At 54.1% G+C, this 23,443-nt stretch carries 22 protein-coding genes; 12 read left to right on the forward strand and 10 right to left on the reverse strand.

Translation table 11 applies throughout. The features are described 5' to 3' along the window. Positions 1-52: 52 nt before the first annotated feature. The 4 genes from AC01ZF_RS08375 to AC01ZF_RS08390 form a co-directional block, all read right to left on the reverse strand. On the reverse strand, positions 53-2,596 hold the full coding sequence (locus tag AC01ZF_RS08375) for a pilus assembly protein TadG-related protein (RefSeq protein WP_476575279.1): 2,544 nt from the start codon (positions 2,594-2,596) through the stop codon (positions 53-55). Between the two features lie 47 nt (positions 2,597-2,643). Then, positions 2,644-3,243, reverse strand: coding sequence for a TadE/TadG family type IV pilus assembly protein (locus tag AC01ZF_RS08380; RefSeq protein ID WP_428111360.1), 600 nt, complete (start codon positions 3,241-3,243; stop codon positions 2,644-2,646). A 12-nt stretch (positions 3,244-3,255) separates the two neighbouring features. Continuing rightward, positions 3,256-3,834 (reverse strand): TadE family protein, encoded by a 579-nt coding sequence (locus tag AC01ZF_RS08385; RefSeq protein WP_424674713.1) that lies wholly within the window; start codon positions 3,832-3,834, stop codon positions 3,256-3,258. Between the two features lie 124 nt (positions 3,835-3,958). Further along, positions 3,959-4,675 (reverse strand): esterase family protein, encoded by a 717-nt coding sequence (locus AC01ZF_RS08390; protein ID WP_424674712.1) that lies wholly within the window; start codon positions 4,673-4,675, stop codon positions 3,959-3,961. Positions 4,676-4,821: 146 nt separating this feature from the next. Between AC01ZF_RS08390 and AC01ZF_RS08395 the strand changes: the two genes are divergently transcribed. The 4 genes from AC01ZF_RS08395 (at position 4,822) to AC01ZF_RS08410 (ending at position 7,828) form a co-directional block, all read left to right on the forward strand. After that, positions 4,822-6,006, forward strand: coding sequence for an MFS transporter (locus tag AC01ZF_RS08395; RefSeq protein ID WP_424674711.1), 1,185 nt, complete (start codon positions 4,822-4,824; stop codon positions 6,004-6,006). A gap of 159 nt (positions 6,007-6,165) precedes the next feature. After that, a complete protein-coding gene (pdo, locus tag AC01ZF_RS08400) occupies positions 6,166-6,828 on the forward strand; it encodes a protein disulfide oxidoreductase (RefSeq protein WP_424674710.1) in 663 nt (220 codons plus the stop codon). 90 nt (positions 6,829-6,918) lie between these two features. Beyond that, positions 6,919-7,539 carry an RNA polymerase sigma factor gene (locus AC01ZF_RS08405; protein WP_424674709.1) on the forward strand — a complete coding sequence of 207 codons (621 nt, stop codon included), beginning with the start codon at positions 6,919-6,921 and terminating at the stop codon, positions 7,537-7,539. A gap of 28 nt (positions 7,540-7,567) precedes the next feature. Further along, positions 7,568-7,828, forward strand: coding sequence for an anti-sigma factor family protein (locus AC01ZF_RS08410; protein ID WP_424674708.1), 261 nt, complete (start codon positions 7,568-7,570; stop codon positions 7,826-7,828). On the opposite strand, the gene AC01ZF_RS08415 is transcribed toward AC01ZF_RS08410, so the two are convergent. Next, entirely contained in the window at positions 7,825-8,721 is an 897-nt protein-coding gene (locus tag AC01ZF_RS08415) for a LysR family transcriptional regulator (protein ID WP_476575280.1), read from the reverse strand. The two genes, AC01ZF_RS08410 and AC01ZF_RS08415, sit on opposite strands and share 4 nt — an antisense overlap. A 272-nt stretch (positions 8,722-8,993) precedes the next feature. On the opposite strand from AC01ZF_RS08415, the gene AC01ZF_RS08420 reads away from it, so the two are divergent. The 3 genes from AC01ZF_RS08420 to AC01ZF_RS08430 all read left to right on the forward strand — a co-directional run bounded on the left by AC01ZF_RS08420 (position 8,994) and on the right by AC01ZF_RS08430 (position 12,470). Further along, positions 8,994-10,394: an MBL fold metallo-hydrolase gene (locus AC01ZF_RS08420; RefSeq protein ID WP_424674706.1), complete on the forward strand. Its 1,401-nt coding sequence runs from the start codon at positions 8,994-8,996 to the stop codon at positions 10,392-10,394. Between the two features lie 121 nt (positions 10,395-10,515). Then, a complete protein-coding gene (locus AC01ZF_RS08425; RefSeq protein WP_424674705.1) occupies positions 10,516-11,211 on the forward strand; it encodes a helical membrane plugin domain-containing protein in 696 nt (231 codons plus the stop codon). Between the two features lie 68 nt (positions 11,212-11,279). Next, positions 11,280-12,470 carry an NAD(P)/FAD-dependent oxidoreductase gene (locus tag AC01ZF_RS08430; RefSeq protein WP_424674704.1) on the forward strand — a complete coding sequence of 397 codons (1,191 nt, stop codon included), beginning with the start codon at positions 11,280-11,282 and terminating at the stop codon, positions 12,468-12,470. Between the two features lie 87 nt (positions 12,471-12,557). Here the strand turns inward: AC01ZF_RS08430 and AC01ZF_RS08435 are convergent, their stop codons facing one another. The 3 genes from AC01ZF_RS08435 to AC01ZF_RS08445 form a co-directional block, all read right to left on the reverse strand. After that, positions 12,558-13,976, reverse strand: a complete 1,419-nt coding sequence (locus AC01ZF_RS08435; protein ID WP_424674703.1) for an FtsW/RodA/SpoVE family cell cycle protein — start codon at positions 13,974-13,976, stop codon at positions 12,558-12,560. A 75-nt stretch (positions 13,977-14,051) separates the two neighbouring features. After that, positions 14,052-15,287 (reverse strand): threonine ammonia-lyase, encoded by a 1,236-nt coding sequence (ilvA, locus tag AC01ZF_RS08440; protein ID WP_424674702.1) that lies wholly within the window; start codon positions 15,285-15,287, stop codon positions 14,052-14,054. Positions 15,288-15,590: 303 nt separating this feature from the next. Then, positions 15,591-15,806: a hypothetical protein gene (locus AC01ZF_RS08445; protein WP_424674701.1), complete on the reverse strand. Its 216-nt coding sequence runs from the start codon at positions 15,804-15,806 to the stop codon at positions 15,591-15,593. Positions 15,807-15,902: 96 nt separating this feature from the next. Between AC01ZF_RS08445 and AC01ZF_RS08450 the strand changes: the two genes are divergently transcribed. The 4 genes from AC01ZF_RS08450 to AC01ZF_RS08465 all read left to right on the forward strand — a co-directional run bounded on the left by AC01ZF_RS08450 (position 15,903) and on the right by AC01ZF_RS08465 (position 19,046). Further along, positions 15,903-16,211: a nucleotide pyrophosphohydrolase gene (locus AC01ZF_RS08450; protein WP_424674700.1), complete on the forward strand. Its 309-nt coding sequence runs from the start codon at positions 15,903-15,905 to the stop codon at positions 16,209-16,211. A 128-nt stretch (positions 16,212-16,339) separates the two neighbouring features. Beyond that, positions 16,340-17,614 (forward strand): isocitrate lyase, encoded by a 1,275-nt coding sequence (gene aceA, locus AC01ZF_RS08455; protein WP_424674699.1) that lies wholly within the window; start codon positions 16,340-16,342, stop codon positions 17,612-17,614. A gap of 225 nt (positions 17,615-17,839) precedes the next feature. Beyond that, positions 17,840-18,409: a P-loop nucleotide/nucleoside kinase family protein gene (locus AC01ZF_RS08460; RefSeq protein WP_476575281.1), complete on the forward strand. Its 570-nt coding sequence runs from the start codon at positions 17,840-17,842 to the stop codon at positions 18,407-18,409. 46 nt (positions 18,410-18,455) lie between these two features. Further along, positions 18,456-19,046 (forward strand): acyltransferase, encoded by a 591-nt coding sequence (locus AC01ZF_RS08465; RefSeq protein ID WP_424674697.1) that lies wholly within the window; start codon positions 18,456-18,458, stop codon positions 19,044-19,046. A 35-nt stretch (positions 19,047-19,081) separates the two neighbouring features. On the opposite strand, the gene AC01ZF_RS08470 is transcribed toward AC01ZF_RS08465, so the two are convergent. Continuing rightward, positions 19,082-20,383, reverse strand: a complete 1,302-nt coding sequence (locus AC01ZF_RS08470) for a M14 family metallopeptidase (protein WP_424674696.1) — start codon at positions 20,381-20,383, stop codon at positions 19,082-19,084. Between the two features lie 6 nt (positions 20,384-20,389). Further along, a complete protein-coding gene (locus AC01ZF_RS08475; RefSeq protein WP_476575282.1) occupies positions 20,390-21,703 on the reverse strand; it encodes a DUF58 domain-containing protein in 1,314 nt (437 codons plus the stop codon). A 205-nt stretch (positions 21,704-21,908) separates the two neighbouring features. Between AC01ZF_RS08475 and murJ the strand changes: the two genes are divergently transcribed. After that, the gene (gene murJ, locus AC01ZF_RS08480; RefSeq protein WP_424674694.1) at positions 21,909-23,315 is read left to right on the forward strand and encodes a murein biosynthesis integral membrane protein MurJ; all 1,407 of its coding nucleotides are present in this window, start codon (positions 21,909-21,911) and stop codon (positions 23,313-23,315) included. Positions 23,316-23,443: the final 128 nt, after the last annotated feature.

Consider the following 23,443-nt stretch of genomic DNA (forward strand, 5'->3'; position numbering starts at 1 on the left):
CAATACCGGTGCTATACTTTGAGCAAGTATAGCGCCGGTACTCATAGATAGCCTAATTCACACTGCACACATTGCCGTCGAGGCGCAAGCGTAGGTTCTGCTCAATTGTTGAGATGAAACCAGCTCCCTGACCATTTGGTTCAAGCACCACCACCATATCCGATTGGGTCGAGCCATTAGTAAAGATCTGGCTATACATGCGCGGTTGTGCTGTCGGCGGATCCAATGGGTGGCGGTAGAAGAGGTAAGCCTGCATCCGATAGGTACCGCGTGGAATCTCTTCGAAGGTATACCGTACCCGACCATCGGTACCGGCTACAATCGGTGCCCGATAGATGCTATTGGTCGAGATGTCTTGTAAGATCACCTCACCAACATTCGGATAGCTCAGCCCACCCACCGACTGGAAGTGATTACCCGGAATAGTGGCGCGCCACTCACCATCACTACCACTCATACATGGTCCACGCTCAATCTCAGCATTGATTGCTAGCATGATGCGGTCGACGTTATTCAACCCATCAGGACCCGATTCAAGCGTTTCGGCGGTATAGAAGTGGCGCGGTGTAGTGGCAACGCCATCACGCAGACCGGTCGCCGGGATCGACGAGAGTGCCAAGACATAGATGTCAGTCTGGATCGACTGATTCGACTTAATCGTGTTTGCCATATTCACCATTTGCGTGATCGGCCGATCCATTCCATTGTATTTCCCACCAACCTCGGTGGTTTGACAAAGCGCATCTTCGAGTACCTCATCCTTCCGACAAGCATGACCATTGGGATACGTCGTCATACTGCTGCTACCAGCATTCACATTCGAGTCGTTGGCATTGAAAAAGGTATTAGTTACCCCATCGGTTACGAAGATAATGGCCCGCCGATAGATCCACTCCTTACCAAGTTGGTTGGTGGTTCTGGGTGCATTGGCCAACAATTGGCTGGCACGGTACAATCCACCGGTCCCATTAGCACGACCACTCGTTTTGTATGGATCGCCCTGATATGCACCGGCATTATTAACGGCTTGGATCAGAGTATTCGGGTTCGATTGGAAGGGTAAGATATTCGTACTCGGAACGTTATGCGTAAACCAGACTAGTGCCATACTGTCAATTGGCTGCGTTGGATCATAGCCGGGGTTGCCAGGCATATTCGTTTGCCGGATCAGCAGCTTAATCGCCTCTTTGGCAACGTAAATGCGCCGCTCTTGCACCGGATTCCATGCATATTGGGGCTGACCACAGCTTTGGGCCGGAGGCGACCCGGGCGGTCCATTCGTGCATTGGGTCACTCGCCCATTCACGATACCTTGGCCGATGAAGTTGGCATTCATTGAACCGGAGACATCAAGAATGACCACGTATTGCACCGGACGACGTTCATTTACAACGATCTGATACTCCGGCCACAGCTCAACACCCCCGGTCAGGCGCACAACACTGGTATTCTCCGGCGGCGGCGGCGTTGCCGAGCAGGCCGTACCTTGGCGATTCGGATCGCCGAGGAAGATGAGATCGAGGTAAGGCTTACCCCGCTCCTGTCCATATGCGGTCAGCACAAACAGTCCAAAGCGCACCACTCGGAAGGCAGCGTTCGATCCTTGACCAACAGCAACATCGTAGATCGGCAGGACCATCCGCGTCCCGGCAGCGATGTGAGCATCAAGAGCGTTGCGTACACCAACACTGTTGTTGTAACCAGAGCTACCGTAAACCCAGTCACCAACATTCAACTCACCGGGTCGTTCAGGGTAGCTAGCCGGACGGGGCAGATTGGTAGCCGGCCATGGAACGACCTCCATGAAACCCTTGGAAAGTGAACCGGTACCGGTCAGTGCTAACTCTAGCTCTTGGTTACTATTGGCATTTGCACCACTTGCCCCGCGCCCATCGAGCCAGCGCAACCACCCAAACTGGCCGGGCAGGTTGCCATCGGTCGGATACAGACGCATCTTGGTAAAGCCTTTGTAGGTACCACTCGTCAGTTTTTGCCAATTATTATCAGGCTTACCATCACCATTCGCATCACCCGGATTACGAAACTCATTACCGCTGATGTACTCATTATTCACCGCAATAGGGTAGACCCCATCAGTCGGTGGACAGGTACCGGCGTATGCAGTAGCACCGATTGGCAACTGATTCTGATTGACAACCCGGGCGAAGAAGGTATCAACATCACCTTCGAGGTTTACTTGGATGTACGCCACATTATCAGGAGCGACCGTACCATCGGGATTGATGCGAGCACCACCCTCAATCGGTTCGCCACGGCCATTGAGATAGTAGGCCTCCATCCGAATATTCGGATTATTTTCGATATCAATCCCGTTTGAGCGCAGCGAATTCACAATAGAGTCATAGATAACTTTATTGGTCGTACCGGCCGGTCGACGAATGTAAGTGTTCATCGCCGACAACGATGCTGCGTTAGCAGCAGCGACGGCACGGCGCTCTTCTGAGAAGGTGCGCCCTACATCCACCGATAATGCTACCATCCCGATCAGCACGACGATCATGAGGGCGAGAAGTGGGATGCTCTGCCCTCGCATTCGTCGTGGTGGGCGGTAGGCACGAATACGACGGGTTAACATAGGTTCCTCCTAAACTGAGTATCAACTGGAATGACAACTCAAATAATCTACCCTACAAACTGGCTCCGGACCGGCATAGTGTGAGTAACCCGCAAAATGATCTCTCGCCCAAACGCCGGCGCAAATGGGAAGAAGAGCCGATATCGGTAGCGAATAGTGACGCGGATCCAGCAATTCTGACCGGCGTTGCGCATATCGACCCGCGGTGTCGTAGTAGCGCATGTCCCGCTCAGATTAGCCGGATTCGGTCCTTTCGGATTTTCAATAATGACAAACCCGTTGGGGTTGGTCGGGTTACTCGGATTGAAGATGACAGACCCCTGGCGGTCATCATCAATCCCATCACCGTTCAAATCGAACAAATTGGCAATCCCCGAAGGTCGGTCGCCACCAGCAAAGCGAATCCTCCTATAAATTTCTGAATAATTAAGCTGTACCGCCGTTACTTGACCACTGCTATTGGTGACGATGATCGGGTAGCTACCATACGTCGCTCCCTCTTGTGCAGCAGCGCGCAGCGCCTGCAAGGTAAAGAAGATCAAGCCAAGGTCGACAGCGGCAGATAGTAAGAGGAAAATAACCGTAGCCGAGAGGGCAAACTCAACAATGGCTTGGCCAGCAGTTTTCCGACGTCGTGTGCTTTGCATAGACACCCTCTCTCATGGTGACCGCAGGTCTTGCAACTCTTGCCAATCGGCAACATCTCGGGCACAGGCCACGCCTCGCGGACTCGCCGGATCAACGCCGAGGTTTTCAATTGAGCGACGCTGCACCACCCGCAAATTAATTGTTCCGTTCTCTAGACCGATCAAGTCAAAGAGCGGTGTGATGCTCCGCACTGGATAGTTAATCTCGATCTCGATAGGGCCTCGATCTTTTAGATTACGAGTCTGCCCGCCATTAGGGTAGCGGATAATCACATAATCCTCAATCCGCCGACCTTCATTCCCCGAACCGTCGAAGAGGACAATATCGGAGCGGATGGCTTCCATAATGCCTCGCACACACCCATCGGCAGTAAAACCGGGAAAGTTAGCCGGCGGATTGTTGCGCAGTTGCAACCACGTCTCGTATGGTGGCAACTGTGCTGCCGCTTCAGCCCCGTTACGAGCCGCTTGCGAGATCATCGAGTAGGCAAAGATCAAATAACCAAACTCGATAATCCCAAACAACACGATCAGCATCGTGGGGAGCAAGAGCGCCATCTCAACGATGGATTGTCCGCGTTTGGGTTTCATAGCACGCACTCCTGCACAGACCTTACCTCTGGTGATTAGTATATGATGAGCAGATGATGAACTGAATAGTCCGAAGGTACCGGATTTTTCAGAGGGGCTCTACCGCATAAGTATGCATCAGTTGCTAATCATGACCGCCGATGTATTTGAGGATCATGTGTTGCCAATACGGCCAATCATGACACCAGCCATCCCAGATCCGGAGCGCATTACCAATACCCTTCGCCCATAATTGGCTTGAGAGGAGTTCATTGGACCACGCCGATGGATCATCACGCCCGGTGACCAAAATAATGTCGGTCTCGCGCAAGCGGTCTATCGCCCACCGATCGTTGAGGTTCGGAATAAAATCAACCGGATTATGAAAGTAGACGCCTTGCGTGTAGTTGGTAAAAAACCGTTTGAGATCGTACAATCCCGATAATCCGATCACGCGCCGGATTAGACCAGGATGGCGCAGAGTGAAGGTAACGGCCTCGCTGGCTCCAAAGGAACAACCCGTCGCCATAAAAAAGGGGTTAGGGTTGAGATGGCGAATGAGCGGTAGAACCTCGGTGATCAGGTAGTGTTCATACTGTTCTTCCCGCCAGATGCGGGCATCAGTATCGGCATTATAATTGTACCAACTTTCACTATACACACTATCAACACAGACGAGCTGAATCCATCCTTGCTCCAGATGATGACCCAAAGCCGCCACCATGCCACGGTCCTCATACTCGTAGAACCGTCCATGCGACGTAGGGAAGACGAGTACGGGCGCGCCGGCGTGACCAAAAACTAACAATTCCATCGTTCGATTGAGGGCAGGGCTATGCCATGCGTGATATTGTCGGTGCATAAGCAAATGTGGCTTTATTCCAAAATCTCGCTGACAATGGTTCAAATGATAGCCTACCCCTCAGTATCTGTCAATGCACATTTGTGGCATCACGATGCCTAATTTCGGTAGTTGCTGTGTTTTCAACAGTGAACAAGGAACATGACATGACAACGTTGCCCACAACGATACCTCACACCCTTACGTGGCCGACCATTATGATTCTCGTATGGGGACGCTGGCTCATCAGTGTGGCATTTCGCCTCGTCTACCCGCTGCTTACATTGCTTGCGGCAAGCTTTACCGTCGATCTCAATGTGGCAAGTTTATTAATTACCGTGCAAGTGGCAGCCTCGCTGATCAGTCCGCTCGGTGGTTTTGTAAGCGATCGGATTGGCGACCGGGCAACAATGCTGTGGGGCAGTATCATCTTCTGCATTGGATCGTTGATCTGTGCCCTCAGCCGTAGCTTTGGTTGGTTTCTCTTGGGGTATGCCGTCATTGGTTTAGCCGTCGCCATAGCAATGCCAGCCTTGCAGAGCTATGTCAGTACGCACAGTCGCTACGAACATCGTGGACGAATGCTCGGTGTCCTCGAATTGAGCTGGGCGCTATCGGCATTGCTCGGTATACCATTGGTGACGTGGGTCTCTGAACGGTTTGGCATCGCCGCTGCCTTTGGTGTGCTGACCGTTGCTGCAATCGCGACCATTCTGTTGTTTTTGGTATTACCAAACGATCGATATGCTACCGGGGCATCCACGGTGCCACCTTCCTTCCGGAGTACGTTGCATACCTTACGCCAATCGAATGTCCTGGCAGCACTTGGCTTTGTCTTCATCCAACTCGCCGCCGTTGAACTAATATTTGTTAGTTATGCCGGCTGGTTGAGTAGTGCATTTGCCGCTACCACAACTCAGCTCGGTCTTGTGTTTGGTCTGCTCGGCGTGGTCGAACTACTCGGTTCATTGACTGCGACACTGTTTACCGATCGGATCGGTAAGCGACGAGCGGTGTTAGGCGGCTTTACGTTGGTCGGCATCTGGCTCCTGCTCTTGCCGCAAAGTAATTCGTGGCCGGTCTTTCTCTCGCTGCTGTTGGCATTTGATCTCTGTTTCGAGTTTGCGATTGTCTCCACGTTTCCCTTGATCAGTGGCCTGAACGCTCAGAATCGTGGCACCATTTTAGCGGCGATGACCGCCTGTATCGGCGGTGGCCGCATTGTCGGATCGCTGGTCGGGCCATGGATCAGCACGATTGCCGGCTATCCGCTCAATAGTACGTTGGCCGGGATTTGTGTATTGATCGGGGTTGGGATGGGATGGTGGTTGATGTATGAAGGTCGGGCATAACTACCAATCGGCATTCGAGTATGGTACGATACAGAGGCAAAGCCGTGCGGTTCCGCCGGATCGATCCCGCACTGCCAGAGACCACGTTGTAACCACCGGCGTTTGAGGTGCATCTTGTTGGTAGCAAGACGACAGTTATGATGAGAAAGGATTTGAGCGATGGCCCTTATGCAAGAAAAAGATCGGCAAGCGGTGCGGGAAGCGTTGAGCGGTTTACAACATGCGGTCGAGTTGGTGTTGTTTACCTCAGCGGACAGTGGCGAATACAGTGAAGTAACCCAGGAGCTTCTTCAAGAGGTAGTAGAGCTTAACCCGCTCTTGCGCTTGAACGTTTACGATCTTGAAAAAGATGGCGCATATGCTGCCGAACTCGGCGTTGATAAAGCACCAGGGATTGTCTTCTTGTCCGGCGAAGAGCGCAAAGACAACGGTATGCGCTTTGCCGGTCTACCGAGCGGCTACGAGTTTGCCTCATTGATCGAGGCAATTCGCTTAGCCGGAGGCGCCACCCAACCCGATTTGCAACCGGCAACGATGTCGCTGTTAGAGACCATCAAAGCGCCTATGCACCTGCAAGTCTTTGTTACACCGACATGCCCCTACTGCCCACGTGCAGTAGTCATGGCGTACCGATTAGCGCTGGCTAACCCGTACATTACCGCCGAAGGCATCGAAGTGACGGAATTTCCTGAACTTGGCGATCGCTACACGGTGATGGGTGTCCCCAAGACCGTGATCGACGATCTGGTGCATATTGAAGGTGCTGTACCAGAAGGTATGATGGTCAACAAACTACGTGAGGCGATCGCTGCTGCGGCCTAACGATATGCCCACGTCGGACACTTGGAGTATCTTCCAGCCGTTGCAGGCGTGATATACTACGATCACGTCTGTAATGGAGGGTATAATACTGTGCCGGGACCAATTATCGATCTGTCACTCTACGACGATGAAGAAGCGCTCTTAGCTGGGTTACGCCGTGGTGATCCAGATGCTTGTACGTGCTTTGTCAAGCGCTTCGCGCCGCTTGTCTACGCGCGTGCATTGCATCTGCTCGGTGACGCGGACGATGCCGAGAACGTGTTGCAGACCACATTTATCAAGGCCTGTGCAGCCCTTCCCGAGTATACCGGAGCCGGTAGCTTGCGAAGTTGGCTGTACCGGATTGCGTCAAATGAAGGACTGATGCTCTTACGCCAAAAGCGGGCGCATGTTGGTCTCGATGCCGCAGGTGAGATTGGGTCGGACAAGACGACGAGTCAGTTTAAGACGATATCGCGATGGACGATCGATCCGGTGCGCAGTGTGTTAGACGGTGAATTGCGACGCGAAATTACCCAAGCCATCGCCGAACTGCCCGACCCATTGCGAGCCGTCATCGTATTGCGAGATATTGAACAGTTAAGCACAGAGGAGACTGCCGAGCGGCTCGGCATCAGTCCCGGTGCGGTCAAGGTTCGGTTACATCGCGCACGGCTACGGTTGCGCGAGGCGCTGGCCCGTTATGTGGAAACGACCGGGGAAGCCGATTAATGCCAGTGGCAGTGCAGCGAGGGTGCCTATGGAGCGCTTCGATCACCATCATTGCCTTGAGTTTGATGTCCTGAACGATTACCTTGATGGCGAACTCAGTGCTACCTCATGTGCCGAACTCGAAGAGCATCTACGCCGATGCCCCGAATGTCAAGAGATATTGGAATCACTCCGTCAAACGGTTGAACTACTACACCACCTCGACGACGTACTACCACCCTTGCCACCGGCTCTTGAAGAACGGCTTATCGATCAGATGCAACGCCGGTTACAGGACAAGCATCATTAGCGACCATAATAGGTCATGAGTAACTGACGAAAAGCGTAGGCTACCGGCGTCAATGGACGGGCCGCCCGCCAGAGCAGACGTAGCGTGCGCCGCAATGGCCTTCCGGTAATCGCAATCGGATGCAACGCACCGAGTTCTTGCTCGGTGGTAATAGTATAGAGCGGTAAAATCGTGATACCGGTTCCGATCATCACCATCCGTTTAATCGACTCGAGGTTATCAAGCTCCGCAATAACACGCGGCACCAGTGCTTGATCGCGTAACGCTTGCTCAAGCCATGTCCGTGTTTGACTGTTCGCTTGGCGCATCACCATCGGTTGACCGGTCAACTCGCTAAGTGCCACCTCATGGCGTCCCCACCACGGATGGCGTCGCCCAACCACGACATATTGATCAAATTCACGCAACGGCTGCTGCTGAATATCGGTGATAGTACCATCGAGTTCACCTTCAATTGCCCCGAGATCAAGAGTTCCCGCCCGCAATTCGGCCACAATCACCGACGTCGTACCGGTCTGGGTACTCACCGCCAGATTCGGATAGCGTTGCCCAAACATCTGCACCCATTCCGGTAACAAATACGCACTCACGCCGGGGGTAACCCCGATCGTCAATAGACCGTTACGCAAGCCGGCAACATCGGTAACGGCCAATTCGGCCTCGGCAACGAGGCGAAAGATACCTTCGCAGTAGGCCAGCAACCGTTGCCCAGCCGGTGTCAGCTCAACACCACGCCGACCACGAACAAACAGCGCGGTGCCGAGCGAATCTTCGAGGGCGCGGATATGTTGACTAACACCGGATTGGGTCATGTGCAACTGCTCAGCAGCTTTACTGAGACTACCGGCCATTACGACACGGGTGAAGATATCGAGTTTGTAAAGATCGATCATCGAACGAACCGTTGTCAACGAATGTATGAATAGGTGATAGCGAAGAAATACATGCCTCTGACAATAGTTGAATAATCCACCTATGCCACAATGCAATGAGTAACTTGTCTACCAGGTATAAGTTCTTACTTAGAGATAGTATAAGCAAGAATCGGCTTCTGCCAAGAGAGAATTTTTGTTATCGTATGTACAAGAAATCCCACCACCCTAAACAAGCAGTTGGCGCCACACTGCATTGCAAGCACCAAGTAGTCAGAAAGGGGACAGAAGCAATGTTGCTGAAGTACTTCTACGACGAGATGTTAGCACAAGCCTCCTACCTCATTGGCTGTGCCAAGACCGGCGAAGCGATGGTGATCGACCCTATGCGCGATGTTGAGCCGTATTTACGGGTAGCCGCCAAGGAAGGTTTACGGATCACGCATGTGACCGAAACGCACATCCACGCCGACTTCGTGAGTGGGGTTCGCGAGCTGACTGCGCGTACCGGCGCGCAGATGTATCTGAGCGACATGGGCGATGAGAATTGGAAATATGCCTACCCCGAAGTGAGCAAAGCGATTTTGGTCAAAGACGGCGATACGTGGATGGTGGGCAACATTAAAGTGCAGGTTATCGCCACCCCCGGCCACACTCCAGAGCACATTGCCTTCATGATCACCGATACTGCCGGCGCCGATCAGCCGATGGGTATCTTCACCGGTGACTTCCTTTTCGTTGGTGATGTAGGACGGCCTGACCTTTTGGAGGAGGCAGCCGGTATCGCCGGAACCAAGGAACCGGGTGCTCGCCGCCAATTCCAGTCGGTGCAGCGTATCAAAGCCCTCCCCGACTACCTGCAAGTCTGGCCGGCACACGGATCAGGCAGTGCATGTGGGAAGGCGCTGGGCGCAATTCCATCGAGCACACTCGGCTACGAAAAGCGTTTTAACCCGGCATTCCAGTTCGACGATGAAGATGCGTTTGTGAAATGGCTACTGCACGGTCAACCCGAACCACCACGCTACTTCGCCCGCATGAAGTACGTGAACAAGGTCGGACCGGCGCTCTTGCACGACCTTGCTACGCCGGTTGAGGTCGAACGGCCCGTGCTTGATCAGGCGTTAGCCGAAGGGGCAACGGTGTTCGATCTCCGCAGTGCGGCTGAATTCGTTGCCGGCCACGTACCGGGCAGCATCAGCGTCCCAATCCGCAAGATGTACAGCACTTATGTCGGCTGGTTTGTCGATTTCAGCAAACCGACCTACCTCGTGGTGCCTGATGATGCCGATTTACAGCAGATTTTGAAAGACCTCCGCGCGATCGGTGTTGATGATATTCCGGGATACATACCGGCGTCGGCTTTGGGAGGCAATCTGGCCCAACTACCCACTGCAACGGTTAAAGACTTGAGCGAGGCTCTCGCCAATCAATCGGCAGTCATCCTCGATATGCGCAACCAGACGGAGTTTGACGAGATTCACTTGCCCGGTGCGCTACACATTCCGGTTGGCTATCTCCCACGCCGTCTCGCCGACATCCCGCGTGATACGCCGATTATTGCACATTGCGCCACCGGCTATCGTTCGCAGGTCGGTACGAGTGTCCTGCACCGGTTGGGCTTCACCAACGTAGCAACGCTTGTTGATCCACAAGGCACATGGCGCGAACTGGTGTCGGCTGTAACCGTGTAAACAGAGATAGGTCTTCTCCTGCACCTGCGACCATCTCTCCACCGGTCGTAAGTGCAGGACATAAGAAGTGGGCGATTGGCTTGGCTCGAACGATCTTCGAGCCCAACAACTAGGAAAAGCTATGACCTACACACAAACCAATGGAGGAACGACCGCCGAGATGCAGTCACTCGATGTAGGGCACATCGCCGAGCTACTGAATCAGATGATGGAGCGGATGGATCGGCTCGAACAGCATCTGGCGAAGGTCAATGCGCTGGCTGATGAGGCTCCAGCGCTACTGGCCATGGCAACCGACACGGTTGACGGTTTGTACCGCGATGCAGCAAGCGCCGGAGTGGACATTGATGAGCGGTTGAAGATCGGTCTCCACGCCCTCGAACGACTGACCGATCCGGCAACATTGCGGGCTTTGGCTGGGTTGAGTGAGCAATTGGTGGTTCTGAATGATCTGGCGAAGCAAGCTCCTGGTTTTGCCGCGATGACGGTCGATATGATTGACGAGCTGTACGCAGCCATCAAGCGACAAGGGGTCGATTTAGAGGACACCGCACGACAAGGTCTGTTGGCACTGCGCAATCTGGTGGCGTTGATGGAGTCGGAAGAGATGAAGGCGCTGATGAATTCCGGCGTGCTCGATCCGAAGACCCTACACGTGATGGGGGCTGCTGCCCATGCATTGGTCAGTGCGCAACGCGAACCGCGCCGTGCCGGGCCAATGTCGTTGTTGGGCGCACTCTTCAACCGCGATGTACAGCGCTCACTCGGGTTCGCTCTCAGTTTCGCCGAACGGTTTGGGCAAAAACTGCCCGGTTAGTCAGTAGTGTCGCATGATGTCACGATAGAAAATGCGGATTAACCCACACTAGAAGAGAGGGAAATGCTATGGCCAAGAGCCACTATCAAGTCGTCATTGCCGGTGGCGGTACCGCTGGTCTGACCGTTGCCGCCCAACTGATGGATCAACCGAATCCGCCGGAAATTGCTCTGATCGAGCCATCGACCGTTCATTATTATCAGCCATTGTGGACGCTGGTTGGCGCCGGTGTCTTCCCACGCGAGCAGTCGGCACGGCCTGAAGCCGATTACATCCCACCGGGAGTGACGTGGCTGAAGGAGCGAGTTACTGCGTTTGATCCAGATAACAATAGCGTGACGCTGAGCAACGGCGAAACGATCACGTATGACTTTTTGGTAGTCGCACTCGGGATTCAGATTGACTGGGGCAAGGTAAAGGGTCTGCCCGAAACGCTCGGCAAGAACGGTGTCTGCTCGAACTACTCGTATGACACGGTTGAGTATACGTGGCAGAACATTCGCACGTTCCGCGGCGGCAATGCAGTCTTCACCCATCCGAGCACGCCGATAAAGTGTGGTGGTGCGCCCCAGAAGATCGTCTACCTTGCCGATGACTACTTCCGCCGTTCGGGTGTGCGTCAGCAAAGCCAGCTCAACTTCTACCACGCCGGTGCCGCGATTTTTGCCGTTAAGAAGTATGCCGATGCGTTGAACCGCGTAGTGGCGCGGAAGGGGATCAACGTTCACTATCAGCATGATCTGATTGAAGTGCGTGGTGAGGCGCGTGAGGCCGTCTTCCGTAACTTGGCGACCCAGGAGACGGTGACGGTTCACTTCGATATGCTGCACGTTTCACCACCCCAGAGTGCGCCAGATGTGATTAAGAGCAGCACGTTGGCAAACAGTGGTGGTTGGGTTGAGGTGGATCAGTACACGCTCCAGCACAAGCGCTACCCGAACGTCTTCAGCCTTGGAGACTGCTCGAGCTTGCCGACATCGAAGACCGGCGCAGCAGTCCGCAAGCAGGCACCGGTGGTGGTAGCGAACCTGATGGCAGCCATCGCCAAGGAGACCCTGCCGGCAACCTACGATGGTTATACGTCGTGCCCACTGGTGACCGGTTACGGCAGCTTGATTTTGGCCGAGTTCGATTACACCAACCAGCCCAAAGAGAGCTTCCCGTTCGATCAGTCGCAAGAGCGCTATAGCATGTACGCGCTGAAGGCCTACGGCCTGCCGGCAATGTACTGGAACGGTATGCTCCGCGGACGGATGTAACGATTTTCTTCCCGGGTCTCCTCCCTCCCCCTTCTGCCGCAGTCTCACTCAATGAGGCTGCGGCAATTGGTTTCCGGCAAACAAGGATCAGAACGTCTTATCACTGACGGAAATGCGTAACAGCAGGCCGATGATGAGAAAGTTGATGACGATCGACGAACCACCATACGAAATAAAGGGAAGCGTAATGCCGGTGAGTGGGATGAGTCGCAAATTCCCACCGAGAATAATGAACGATTGCACGGCAATGATCGACGTTAGTCCAACCACCAGCAACTGCTCAAAACCGCGGAAACGACCGGGAATCGTCAGAGCCACATGGTAACCACGAAAGATCAGCAGCATGTAGGCGATGAGTACCGCCAACGCACCGGCTAGGCCCATCTCCTCTCCAATTGCGATAAAGATAAAGTCGGTATGCACAGCCGGTACGTACTCAGGCACACCGCGACCAAGACCGGCTCCAAAGATACCGCCAGAAGCGAGGGCATAGATTGCTTGCACGATCTGATATCCCGACCCTTGGGCCGTGGCCCATGGATCAAGCCAGACCGAGACGCGCAAAGCGACAATCGGTAAAAAACGGTAGAGCAAGTAGGCACCACCGGCAAAGGCTGCCATACCGACGAGGACGTATAGTCCGCGTCCCGTTGCCACATAGAGCATCACTAAAAAGACACCGAACAGTAGGAGGGCGGCTCCCAGATCGCGCTGAAACACGATGGTCAGCATGGCGATCCCCCACATAATGACGAGAGGGGCTAAGTAGGGCAGTGGCGGTAACTTCAAAGGCCCAAGTCGGTAACTCGATTGGACAATCTCACGGTATTCGTTAAGGTAAGAAGCCATGAAGATGACAAGAATAATTTTGAGCAATTCCGACGGTTGAAAATAGAACAAGCCAAGATTGAACCAGACGCGCACCCCGCTACCATTGGGATCGACACCGAAGATAAACGTCGCCAAAATGAGCAGAAGCCCTAGCGACAACCAGAGATAGCGGTAGTGATCGAGCACGTCGATAAACGAGAGGCGAAACAGTCTGATGCAGATACGATCGAGTGGGGTGAAGAGGATGGTTGCCATAATCACCGTGCCCAGCGTCACCCACAAGGTCTGCTTGGCGGCAATCCCTTCGTAGCACGGAAAGCGCTCACCGGCAGCATTGCTACAAATGGCAATCTGATTCAATCCCGGCTCTAACCGCGCCGTCATCATGAGACTCAGGCCGGCAAGTAAGGCAACCAGTGGCAAGATCAACTGATCGGCGGTCGGACTACGCCACGATAGGCCGAGGGAGATCGCCAGAAAGAGCAGCAGGGGTAGGCTGGATGGCCAGAGGAGACGGGCCAAGCCACTGAGGGTCGTTTGCAGTTCGCTCTGACCGGTAGCCACTATCACCAACAGATAGCCGGCGACAAAGAAAAGCAGTACCGTTACCAGCAATTGTAACTCGACAGCGCGGAGACGGCGCAGTTGGTTGAAGGTGGAACGGATGGTCGCCATAGATACTCCTTGAGGGAATACGCTGCTCGCCGTGAGAGGGTGAAGACACTACAGCTATTGCTGAGACACGTGCTGTCACAACGGCCAATTCGATTCGCGTTCACAATGGAAACCGGCCCGCTCCAGGGAATCGATCACTGCTTGGGCATGCTCTTCATCGCGCACCTCAAGGATCAACTCGACACCGGCACGGTCAATCGGCACTCGCCACATCCCCCGGCGATGGAAGAGGTCCATTACACTCGCACCGGTCGAGGCAACGTGATTGACAAGCGCTGCTAATCCACCCGGTCGGTCATCGACGCTGGTCCGGAGCAGGAGGTAGCGCCCCTGTCGCACCAGCGCATATTCGATCACGCGCATGAGCAGATTGGCATCGATATTCCCACCGCAGAGAATGGTCGCGGTGACCTGATTCGGTTGGACCGGCACCTTCCCACTAAGCAGCGCTGCCACGCCGGCTGCACCGGCACCCTCAACTACTAGCCGGCTATATTGCAAGACATGGGCTATTGCCATCACAATCTCTTCATCATCGACGGTGACCACCTCATCGACGAGTGCTTGAATCATCGGTAAGGTTAGTTCGCCGGGACGCTTGACGGCAATGCCGTCGGCGATTGTGTGTGCAGTAGGTGCCGTAACTGGATGGCCGGCAGCGAGTGATGCCGGCACCGGTGCGCAACCGGCGGCTTGTACACCAACGATACGGACATGCGGGAGCAAGGTCTTGACGGCGAGGGCAATGCCACTGATCAAACCACCACCCCCAATCGGAACGATGAGTTGTTGCAGATCGGGGAGTGCTTCAACCAATTCCAGTCCGATAGTTCCTTGACCGGCAATCACACGCGGATGATCAAACGCATGGACATACGTCAGACCTCGTTCTTCCTTCAAAGTATGAGCGTAAGCAACTGCATCATCAAACGTCGCACCTTGTAGGATGACTTCGGCACCGAGCCGACGGGTGGCAACCACTTTGGTCAACGGAGCACGTTCGGGCATAACAATCGTTGCTTTTACGCCGAGTAATTGTGCAGCCTGGGCAACACCTTGGGCATGATTCCCGGCGGAGGGTGCGATCACACCACGCGCCTTTTCCTCGGGTGAAAGATGCACGATGGTGTTATACGCGCCGCGGATCTTAAACGAACCGCTCTGTTGGGTATTCTCAGCTTTGTAAAAGATTGGCCCTCCCAGCTCCGCGCTGAGTCGGGTAGCAGGCAGTACCGGCGTCGGCAAAATTATCGAGCGCAAGGCACGCCGGGCAGCTTGAATATCGGCGAGTTCGATAGCAAACCGGTTCATGGAACGTCATTGCTCCTTATTCAAATTAAGCGAGAGTTTATGAATAGCTATTCGGCCGATGAAAGAAACCGTGAGCCGACATAACCGGAAGTTTACGTCTCACCTACTGAGGCAACACTGTAACACACGGTACAATGAACGAACGCTTTGCAGTGCCGAATGAGCCGCTACCGCCGGGGTACGAATCGTGCCCGAATGAAAGGTAACATACGGCACACATTCAGCTTAGGCAAGGAATGAGGCAGTCGACAGAGCCGATCCTTACCGGAAACATGACCGTCTTGCGGCGGGAGTAACCGCGTATTAATCCTCGCCGGCAATCAACTCTTGGGCATTGGCCGCGCGTGCCGCCAGTACGCGAAAGCGCATTGCCGTTTCTCGGTCACTTACTTGCTCGGCAGCTTTCATGATCACACCAATCGCGAGTTGCAGACGACGTAGCTCTTCCCGATCACCGGCCAGTTGCAACCGTGCAATTTCTTGCTCACAGTACTGGGCAATAGCATTGATAGTCAGCATAGGCATCCTCTTCTTATGCACCAGCACATACCACTGACATTGTACCATTCTTGCTCTACAATGAGACAAACGTAGATAGGGAAAGGAGTCATACTGATGGCGATGAGTATTGCTGAGCTAACCGATGCAATTAACCGGTTTGTAACCGACAAAGGCTGGTATGCACCTGACAGCATCTTCCCGCAAACCCCACGCAACATTGCGATTTCGGTGGCGGTGGAAGCGGCTGAAATCCTTGAACATTTTCAATTTCGCGATGAACCGAGTGACCGGGCAGCGTTGGCCGGTGAGCTGGCCGATGTTGCCAACTATCTGTTTCAACTGGCATACCTGCTCGACATCGATCTTGAGCAGGCTATCTTGACCAAACTGGCCGAAAACTACGGACGCACGTGGGATGGATAATGCGGTTCGTCGCACCTCTTTTCACAATCGTGTAACTATGATGTAACGACCATTAGTACAATGCATCCCATCTATAGAAATAAGTTGACCGTGCCCGTCACGTTCAATGAGGAAACCGGAGAACGCACATGGATCGTGCCGCACACATCAAACAGATTGCAGACAGTTGGAACACACCACGCTTTGCCGGTATTGTGCGCCCGTACACTGCCGAAGATGTCTATCGTTTGCGTGGTTCAGTACAGATCGAATACACGTTAGCACGGATGGGGGCCGAGCGCTTGTGGGATCTGCTGCACACCGAGCCGTATATCAACGCCTTAGGCGCGCTAACCGGTAATCAGGCAATGCAGCAGGTGAAGGCCGGATTGAAGGCGATCTACTTGAGCGGGTGGCAGGTTGCGGCTGATGCTAACCTCGCCGGCCAGATGTACCCCGACCAGAGTCTCTATCCGGCGAATTCAGGCCCACAATTGGTACGGGCTATCAACAACGCACTACGACGCGCCGATCAGATTTACCACAGTGAAGGACGCAACGATATTTACTGGTTTGCGCCGATTGTGGCCGACGCTGAGGCCGGGTTCGGTGGCCCGCTCAATGTCTTCGAGATTATGAAAGCGTACATCGAAGCCGGTGCAGCGGGCGTACACTTTGAAGATCAGCTTGCGTCCGAAAAAAAGTGTGGGCATATGGGTGGGAAAGTGTTGATCCCAACCCAAGCTGCGATCCGCAATTTGGTGGCTGCCCGTTTGGCCGCCGATGTCATGGGGGTGCCGACCCTTATTATCGCGCGTACCGATGCTAACGCGGCGACCTTGTTAACCAGCGATATTGACGAGCGCGACCGGCCTTTCTGCACCGGTGAGCGCACCAGCGAAGGCTTCTATCGAGTACGGGCCGGCCTTGATCAGGCGATTGCACGTGGCTTAGCCTATGCACCTTACGCCGATATGATCTGGTGCGAGACGAGTGAGCCAAATCTCGAAGAGGCACGTCGCTTCGCTGAGGCAATTCACGCTCAATTCCCAGGCAAGCTGCTGGCGTATAACTGCTCGCCTTCGTTCAACTGGAAGAAGAAGCTCGACGATGCAACGATTGCTGCATTCCAGCGTGAGCTGGGCGCAATGGGCTACAAGTTCCAGTTTGTGACGCTGGCCGGCTTCCATACGCTCAACTATAGCATGTTTGACTTGGCCCGGAAGTATCGTGATCACGGTATGGCAGCGTATAGTGAGTTGCAGCAGGCGGAGTTTGCCGCTGAAGCGTTCGGTTACACAGCCACCCGCCATCAACGGGAGGTCGGTACCGGTTACTTCGACGAGGTGGCACAGGTGATCGCCGGTGGTGAGATCAGCACGACGGCGCTGACCGGAAGCACCGAGGAAGAGCAGTTCCATTAGATTTGGATGCTGTGCCCCTCTCCCCCTAGGAGGAAGAGGGGCATGCGTTCTCATCCCTTATCCGTTTGCCCCTCGCCCCATAACCGGGAAGCGAGGGGTGATTTATTCCATAGCTTTTAGTACGGGCACTTTTTCCCTCTTCTCCAACCACCCCACAGGAAAGGATGGCAGACAGTGGGCAGCTCCTCTCCCCAATCACGAAGAGAGAAAGTATAATGTACTATTGTGCAAACACCAACGTTGATTATTGTTACCGGGCATTCAGCTACCGGTAAAACGACCATCTCACGAGCGCTGGCTATCAGCCTGCGCTTACCGTTGTTAAGTAAAGATGCCTATAAGGAGTTGATGTTCGATGGATTAGGCTGGTCGGATCGGGCATGGTCACGGCAGGTTGGTACTACAGCGATTACCATCATCTACCATACGGCAGCGACCATCTTAAGCAGTGGGCAGTCACTGATTATGGAGAGCAATTTTCGCGTTGATCTTGATACAACGCGGATACAGAATCTCCACACTATGGCTCCATTTCGCCCGGTACAGATACGCTGTGTCGCCGATGGTGATGTGCTGGTTGAGCGAATCCTGCGACGGCTTACCTTAGGTCAGCGCCACCCCGGTCATTGCGATGATGTATCGCCGGCTGACCTCGCTACCGTGCGCACACGAGGCCCGATTGAACCACTCCCGATTGGCGGACCGTTACTCACCATCGACACGACCATCCCTGAGCAGATTGACTTGTCTACGATTCTGGCGTGGGTTAAAACGCATCTTGAATACGCCGGATAAGTGATTTTTACACTCTCCTGAGGCCCGCACATGCAAGGAGCACATTATGAATCAGGCCATCATCCACTCTACTGCCACGGTTGATCCACGCGCACGGATCGGTGAACACACGCGCATTTGGCATTGGACGCAAATTCGTGAAGATGTGAGTATCGGTAGTGAGTCGATCATCGGTAAAGGGTGTTATTTTGATGCCGGGGTAAGCGTCGGTAATCGAGTGAAAATTCAGAGTAACGTGTCGGTGTTTCGTGGGGTGACGATTGAAGATGGTGTCTTTGTCGGGCCACACGTCTGCTTTACGAATGATAAAACGCCACGTGCTATTAATCCCGACGGTACGCTGAAAGGAATTGACGATTGGACGGTGACACCAACGTTGGTGCGCTATGGTGCGAGCATCGGTGCGAATGCGACAATTGTGTGCGGGGTAACGGTTGGCCGCTTTGCAATGGTAGCCGCTGGTTCGGTAGTGACGCGCAACGTGCCTGATTACGGGCTGGTGATGGGCAATCCGGCCCGATTGGTCGGTTATGTATGTCCGTGTGGTGTACGACTGCCCGGCGGTCCGGCTACGACAAGTGAGGAGCGTACTTGCCCGGCATGCGGACGGGTGACGTTGGTGGGGAGCAATACATAGACCGAAAGATGCCACATTATGCCCTTCTCGTAAGATCAGCGAATGGTATGTGGGGTGAGCGGCATAGTCAGTTGGCGACGTGCTATGTCCCAACTACCTAACGGAGCCAGTTCGATATGACCATCGGTAGGATCGAGCAGCAATACGGCGCGCTCGAAATATTGTGCAGTACGCCGACTGCCATTGGCTAACTGGGTGGTGAAAGTAACACTAAGCGGCAGACCGAAGACCATCTGCGCCCCACCGCGCTGCCAGTAGACAGCGAAAGGGCCAGACGGCCAACTCTCCGGCATTCCCATTGCCGTTTCGCCACCATACGCACGGGCCGTGGCAGCTTCTGTGCCGAGTGATGCCATACGGACGTAAGCAGTCGTATCACGTTGCGCCTCATCGATTTCGATCACCGCACGTGTAAATGCTTGACGCATCCCACCGGGTATAACTTCCGCCGGCGCTAATGGGAGGCCAAACCGTGTCTCGCCACCGAGTGCGCGCCAAAAGCGATATATAACAGCCGGCACCTCGATGTCGTTGAGCACCCCTGGCGTAGGCAAGGGTAATAGTTCATCGGCATTCGCCAGTACTGCCTGCAATCCGGCTAGATTCTCGGCCACTTCAGGCTGGTTACCGGTCACCAGTTCGGGTGTAATGGCGGCAATACCTAAGGCGGCAGCCCAATCGTGCATTCCACCGGTAATCCTGTAGCGATCCCAAAACCGGGTATATTCGTAGCCGGCAGCCGCAGCATACGTTTGGGCCATCGCAATGGAGGGCTGGTGTTCACAACTGGCCGGAAAGACGACACCGGCATTGGAATGAAGAAAAATTGCGCCGGCAGCATCGAGTAAGAAGGCGCGCAACAAACGACTCTCGATTTGTGAGTCTGGATAAGGGCCACCAGTATCGGAGATAATGCCACGCGCGCCTTGCACTTGTTGCTGCCAATCATTGTCGGGACAAGCATCGAGGCTGGTATCCATATTGCGGTTGAGATCGACACCGGCAGCATCAAAGCGCCATCCACGGGCCAAACCGTCTGGATTAATGACCGGGATAATGACGAGCCGCACATCGGCCGGTACCGCGGTAGGATTGGCCCGGAAGTATTCGATCAAGGCAAGAGCCAATTGGTAGGTATTCGCTTCAGGGCCACCATGGGTAGCCCCGATAACCACCAGTTTGCGTGGCCCATCACCGAAGATCACCGCTTCTATCGGACGGCCCTCTGTAGAACGCCCAATTTCAACGGTGCGAACGGGACGAGCTTGGACCGGAGACAACCAATGTAAACCGGTTCCTATAATAATAATGAGGAAGGTTAACAGCGCGTGTGGCATAAATTGCTACAACCGAGCCTCTTCTTTCAAGCGCAAATAGGTGTTTACCATTGCTACCGTCAAGGAAGTTGTGGGCACATCGAGTGTTAGCGCACCACTGCGTTGAATCTGGTCGAGCAAAGCCCGGCGTTCATTGGTCAACTGTTCGGCGACCAAACAGCGAAACAACCCATGGCTATCAGTAACCGGACGACCGGCAACATTAACGATATGCGGATCGCTAATTGTCACACAGAGCGGCAAGTGATGGCGCGCGAGCCGTTGGAGAAGACCGATCAACGGTTGTTCGGTAAAGATAACGATCAGTGCGCGCCGTGACTGCCGCTGATCGAGATAGGCCAAGGCCGCAGCAATATCGGCTTCAACCGGCTGGACCTGTACATTGTACAACGCCTCAAGCAAGCGTTGGAATTGGACCTTTCCCTTGCGTGGTGGGATAAAGTTCTCGACGGTACCGGCAAAGGTGAGCATACCGGCTTGCTCGCCTTTACCGATTACGACATAACTCAGCATTAATGCCGTACTGACGACGTAATCGAGCCGGGTAAGACCAGGATCGTCGGGTTGGATTGGATCGGCCACCGGCGTTGCCATCAACCGTCCGGCGTCGATCACACAGATAATCTGCTGACTCCGTTCCGCTTCGATTTCGGCAACAATTGGTTTTCCGCGCCGAGCCGTCGCCTTCCAATTGATCCGGCGGTATTCATCGTCTGGCGTATATTCACGCAGATGCTCAAACTCGCCCCCCTTACCGAGTTGGCGGATCGAACGTAGCCCGATAGTACACAACTGACCACGGCGGATAAGGCGATCGTATTTACGTGCTGCGAGCAGATTTGGATACACCGGTACGGTACGAGCTGCGGCAAAGCGTACCTGGCGACGGTGGCACCCAAGCACACCGTCGTAGCGCATGACGATGTCGCCAAATTGATAATCACCACGCCGTTGTGGATGTAAGTGGTAACGAACCTCACACAGACCAAACGGTTCGACAACACCGCTGAGCCGGTCAGTATCGACCGGAATCGCTACCGGATATTCATCACGCAGATCAAACCGTAACACACGCGCTGAAACATTGGTAATGAGGATTGTGACGAGGTTGGCTGTTCCAAGTGATAGACGCTTCTCACACAAGCGTTCGACTTCGATATCTTTGGGATCAGGTGAGAGGAGAATATCGCTCATCACCACCCCGCCAACGAGGATCAAGTAGATAGGCGTTGCCCAGCTCAGCCATGGCGCAAATGCGGTACCAGCGATAAGAGGGGCAGCGAGTAAGACAAGGAATAGTAAGCGTGGTGTCGGTAGCATATATCTGTAGCGAGACCTAATGATAGTGCGCAGAGTAGTGGCGATGAACGAACTGCGGTGTACGTCACTACCGTTTTTGCATTATAATCGATTCGGTGACCGATGATAAGCAGATGATGTTGCCGACATTCTGGGCAATCGTGAGCTGAACAGGATACGTTACCTGTCACGAAACACCTCGGCAATCACCCAACCAAGCACACCCATGACATTTATTCGTCTCCTCCAATACCCACCACGCCTGTGGCCAACCCTTTCACTTTCCACCGGAGAAGGGTCGGTTCTGTTTATGGGAGCGTTCATCATCTCAGCGGCAATGGGCGTCGTGCGGCAAATACTGTTCAATGCACGGTTTGGGATTGGGGAAGAGGCGGCAGCACTCTATGCCGCGTTTCGCCTATCAGAGACGTTGAATACACTTATTGCCGGTGGCGCATTAACCAATGCACTGATTCCCTATGTTCTCCTGGCAGCGCGTCAAGGGCATCCTGCGGTATCACTGCTCATCAGTCGCGTGTTGAGTCTCATGCTCGTTGTTGCTCTTTCGCTAACTCTTGTACTCGTCATAGCCGCACCATGGCTCTTGCGCTGGATCATCGCACCTGGCCTCGATCAGGCTACGCAAGAACTGGCGACGCTCCTCACCCGCATCTTAGCTACTGAGATAGTGTTTCAAATCACGAATGGTGTATTGAGTACAGTTCTGATCGCGCGTGGACAATTTTTCTTACCGGCTTTGGGGATTGCGCTGCGCAATATGCTGATCATTGTCAGCTTGTTACTCCCCCAAGCGACGATCATAACCGTTGCCATCGGTTCGTTAGGCGATTCGGTGATTCAGCTTCTCATCCTCATACCGGGTCTCATGCATCATCGCCTGCAACTTCGTCCGAATCGGCAATGGCGCGATCCGTTGGTGCAAGGCACGCTGCAATTGGCCATTCCCGGCGCTATATCGGGTACCATCAACTACGGCAACAATGTAGTTGATACGGCAATTGCTAGCCTTGGCGCGCAGGCTGCCGGTTTAGGCGCAATGCACAACGCCCTTTTACTCGGATACCTTCCCCAACGTCTATGTGGTACCGCTATTGGTCAAGCCGCGTTTCCGCATCTCGCTGTCGCGGCGATTGCCCGCAACCGCCACCTGTTTAGACAGCGCTGGATGATGGCTACCGGTGTGGCTATCGGGTTGGCAACCTTGAGTAGCTTAGCACTGGCACTCGGCGGACGATGGCTGATTACCCTCTTGTTCGAGCGTGGTGCATTCGACCAGGCCGCCGGCGATCTGACGTTTGCAATTCTGTTGATTTTCGTCCTCGGTCTGCCGTTGTACGTCATGGTTGAGATTACAGGTCGCGCACTGGTCGCTCTCGGTGATGCGCGCACACCGCTGCTGGCGAACACGGTACAGTTGGTTAGTCGGATTCTGGTAGCGACCGTGTGCTGGCCGCTGATCGGCGTCTTGGCCGTTCCGGTAGCGACTGTTGCCAGCAGTGCCATCGAAGCGTTCATTCTCGGTGGCGTGCTACACAACTGGTTACGCAAACCGACCACGTGGCGTGTGAGTCATATTGAGGACCAGATCGAATCGCATGTTGTCTTCGATTAGCTATCACCAATATCTCGCCTCAATTCACTGCAATGACCCGCTTGTGGATTCTCCGTATCAGGTCAAGGAATCTTTTTGTCCAATCAGATAGGAATAGATTATGATATAAGATTAAAGATAATGGGGAG

Source organism: Chloroflexus sp. (genome assembly GCF_056331925.1).